We start from the raw sequence: 3,733 nt of genomic DNA on the forward strand, positions 1-3,733 counted from the left end.
AGGATAAAACCGACCGACGTGACGGCTATACCTCTACGACACGTCAGACAGGGGTGTAGTACCGGCTGGTACGTCGGAAACACGGTCGAAGACGAAAAGCGAAACCGCGAGTCTCGGAAACCGAAATCTCGGCTACGACCCTAGGCGAGGTCGTAGAGGTTGTCGACGACTTCCTGCGCGAACTCGCTCGTCGCCAGTTTCTCGCCGCCTTCGATCTGGCGTTCGATGTCGTAGGTGACCTTCTTCGAGGAGATGGTCTGCTCGACGGCGTCGCGGATGAGGTCGCCGGCGTCGTCCCAGCCCATCTGTTCGAGCATGATGCGGCCGGAGAGAATCATCGCGGAGGGGTTGACCTTGTCCTGGCCGGCGTACTTGGGTGCGGAGCCGTGGACGGGCTCGGCGAGGACGCGGCCGTCGCCGATGTTGGCGCCGGGCGCGATGCCGAGGCCACCGATCTGGGCGCCACAGGCGTCCGAGAGGTAGTCGCCGTTGAGGTTCGGCAGCGCCAGCACGTCGTACTGATCGGTTCGGGTGAGGATCTGCTGGAGCATGTTGTCGGCGATGCGGTCGTTGACGACGACGGCGTCCTCGGGCTGTTCGCCGTCACGCTCCTCCCAGAGCGTGTCCTCGGTGATGACCTCGTCGCCGTACTCCTCTTCGGCGACCTCGTAGCCCCAGTCGCGGAAGGCGCCCTCGGTGAACTTCATGATGTTGCCCTTGTGGACGAGCGTGACCGAATCGCGGTCGTTTTCGAGTGCGTAGTCGATGGCGTTGCGGACGAGGCGCTTGGTACCGAACTCGGTGATCGGCTTGATGCCGATGCCGACGGGGCCGTCGTGGATGGTCGAATCGAAGCCCATCTCGTCTTCGATGAAGTCGCGGACCTTCTCGACGTCGTCGGTGCCGGCTTCCCACTCGATGCCGGCGTAGACGTCCTCGGTGTTCTCCCGGAAGGAGACCATGTCCATCTGCTCCGGGCGCTTGACGGGCGAGGGGACGCCGTCGAGGTGGTAGGTCGGCCGAATGTTCGTATAGAGGTCGAGCTTCTTGCGGAGCGCGACGTTGAGGCTGCGGAAGCCGGCGCCGACGGGCGTCGTCAGCGGGCCCTTGATGGCGACCTTGTACTCCCGGATGGCGTCGACGGTCTCCTGCGGCAGGTTCTCGTCGTAGCGTTCGCGGGCGGATTCGCCGGCGTAGACGCGCATCCAGTGAATCTCCCGTCCCGTCGCGTCCGCGGCGGCCTGCAGCACCTTCTGTGCGGCCGGTCCCACGTCCGTCCCGATTCCGTCCCCGTGGATGATGGGAATGATGGGGTCATCAGGTACGACGAGTTCGTCGTCCTCCGTTACCTCGATTTTCTCGCCCTCGGCGGGCACCTCGACTTTGTCGTATCCCATATGGATGGAGTTCTACGGGCCCCCTGAAAGGCGTACCGCTCTCGCGGCGAATTTTGCATGAACAAACAGGAAGGACTTTATCAAGTGGCCGACCGTCCGAAACCGACCGAAGGCACAACGCGTAACTCGCCGTCGCCCCGACTCCGGGTATGCGCATCATCGTCCACGGCGGCGCCGGAAGTCCGCCCGACGAACCCGACGATCGACAGCAGGTACTCGACGAGGCCGCGGCCGCAGGCGCCGCCGAGACGGACCCGACGGAGGCGGTCCGCGCGGCGATTCGGACGCTGGAGGCCGACCCGTGGTTCAACGCCGGTGTCGGGTCGGCCGTCCAGTCGGACGGCTACATCCGCACCGACGCGGGCCTGATGACCGACGACCGCGAGGCCGGCGCGGCCTGCAGTATGCCCGGGGTCGAGGCAGCTATCGACGTCGCACGTCTCGTCAAGGAGGAGACGCCGCACGTCCTGCTGTCGGGCGTCCACGCCGTCGACCTCGCCGAGGCCTACGACGTCGAGACGGGTGTCGATCTGTGGTCCGAGCGGATGCAGGAGAAGTGGGACGAACTGGACGAGTACCCGGACGGCGACAAGCGTGGCCACGCCGAGTGGGTCAGCGAGCGCTTCGGCGGCGACCCCGAAGGCGAGCGAGGACCTGATGACGACACGGACAACGCACCGGCGGACCGCGACCACGACACCGTCGGCGCGGTTGCGACCGACGGCGAGGACATCGCGGCCGCCACGTCGACGGGCGGCCGGTGGCTGGCATTGGCTGGTCGCGTTGGCGACGTGCCGCAGATCGGTTCCGGCTTCTACTGCTCGGAGGTCGGCGGCGTCTCGGCGACCGGTGCCGGCGAGGACATCGCTCGTCTGAACCTCTCGCGGCGCGCCAGCCAGTTCCTCGAGGACGGCCTCGACGCCCAACAAGCCGCCGACGCCGCCCTCGCGGAGTTCGGCGACCTCGTCGACGGCTCGGCGGGCGTCATCGTCATGACGCCCGACGGCGAGTTCGGTGAGGCCTACAACAGCGACGCCATGCAAACCGCCGTCGACGGCAGTCTCTGACTGCGGGGGCGGCCAGAGCCGGACACCTCGACGGAATCGCCGGTACCCGTGGGGGTTTTGACGCTCGAAAAGAAGGGGGTGATATGGACGCGTTCGAGGCGTCGGCGAACGTCCCCCGCGAGGAGTTCGCCTTCGACCACCGGCCCGAAACCGACCAGTCCTTCGAGAACGCGCTGGCGAAAGCGCGGGCCGGCGACCGCCTCGATATCGACGACGCCATCGAACTGTTGACGACCGGCACCGACACCGAGGGCATCGACCTCCAGCGCAAAGAGCAGGTCCTCGAAGCGGCCGACCGTCGCCGCGCGGAGGTGGTCGGCGAGGAGGTCACCTTCGTCGCCAACATCAACAACAACGTCACCACCGCCTGCAACGTCGGCTGTCTGTTCTGTAACTTCAAGGACGCCGCCCAGCGCTTCGAGGCCGACTACGAGGGCGACAACGCCGGCTTCACCAAGACGCCCGCCCAGTCCCGCGACATCGTCGCCGACGCCGTCGACCGCGGCGTCTACGAGGTGACGTCGGTGTCGGGTCTCCACCCCGCGTTCGTGCTCGACGAGGAGCACCGCGAGATCCTCGACGCCGTCCCCACGGAGGCCGGCGGCGAACTCAACTACAAACCGCCCGAGGAGTACGATGTCGATCCCGGTACCTACGTTGAGCAGATGGAAGCGATGAGCGCGACGGGCGCCCACGTCCACTCGATGACGCCGGAGGAGGCCTACCACGCCCGCCGCGGCACCGACTGGAGCTACCAGACGGTCTTCCAGCGCCTCAAGGACGCCGGCCTGAGCTCGGTTCCGGGCACGGCCGCCGAGATCCTCGTCGACGAGGTCCGAGAGGTCATCTGCCCCGGCAAAGTCGGCGCCGACGAGTGGGTCGAGGCGATGGAAGCCGCCGCCGCGGTCGGTCTCGATACGACGGCGACGGTCATGTACGGCCACGTCGAAAACGAGGCCCACCGCGCGATGCATCTCGACCGGATACGGGACCTACAGGACCGTTCCGGCGCGATTACGGAGTTCGTCCCCCTCTCATTCATCCACCACGATACGCCGCTGAAGGAACGCGGCATGGTCGAGGCCGGCGCGACGACCGACGAAGACGAGTTGATGATCGCCGTCTCGCGACTCTACCTCGATAACATCGACCACATCCAGTCCTCGTGGGTGAAATACGGCGATACGCAGGGCCTGAAGATGCTGAACTGCGGTGCCGACGACTTCATGGGAACGATTCTCTCCGAGGAGATCACCAAGCGCGCCGGCG

At 66.4% G+C, this 3,733-nt stretch carries 3 protein-coding genes; 2 read left to right on the forward strand and 1 reads right to left on the reverse strand.

Annotated elements, in window-relative coordinates; all coding sequences use genetic code 11:
- Positions 1–140: 140 nt before the first annotated feature.
- Positions 141–1,397: an isocitrate dehydrogenase (NADP(+)) gene (gene icd, locus V5A53_RS13675; RefSeq protein WP_332314173.1), complete on the reverse strand. Its 1,257-nt coding sequence runs from the start codon at positions 1,395–1,397 to the stop codon at positions 141–143.
- 149 nt (positions 1,398–1,546) lie between these two features.
- Between icd and V5A53_RS13680 the strand changes: the two genes are divergently transcribed.
- Both V5A53_RS13680 and cofH read left to right on the forward strand, forming a co-directional pair.
- Positions 1,547–2,464 carry an isoaspartyl peptidase/L-asparaginase gene (locus V5A53_RS13680; protein WP_332314174.1) on the forward strand — a complete coding sequence of 306 codons (918 nt, stop codon included), beginning with the start codon at positions 1,547–1,549 and terminating at the stop codon, positions 2,462–2,464.
- 83 nt (positions 2,465–2,547) lie between these two features.
- A partial coding sequence (cofH, locus tag V5A53_RS13685) for a 7,8-didemethyl-8-hydroxy-5-deazariboflavin synthase subunit CofH (RefSeq protein WP_332314175.1) occupies positions 2,548–3,733 on the forward strand: 1,186 nt, incomplete at its 3' end.

Origin of the sequence: Natronomonas sp. (assembly GCF_036625485.1) — an archaeon.
Lineage (GTDB): Archaea > Halobacteriota > Halobacteria > Halobacteriales > Haloarculaceae > Natronomonas.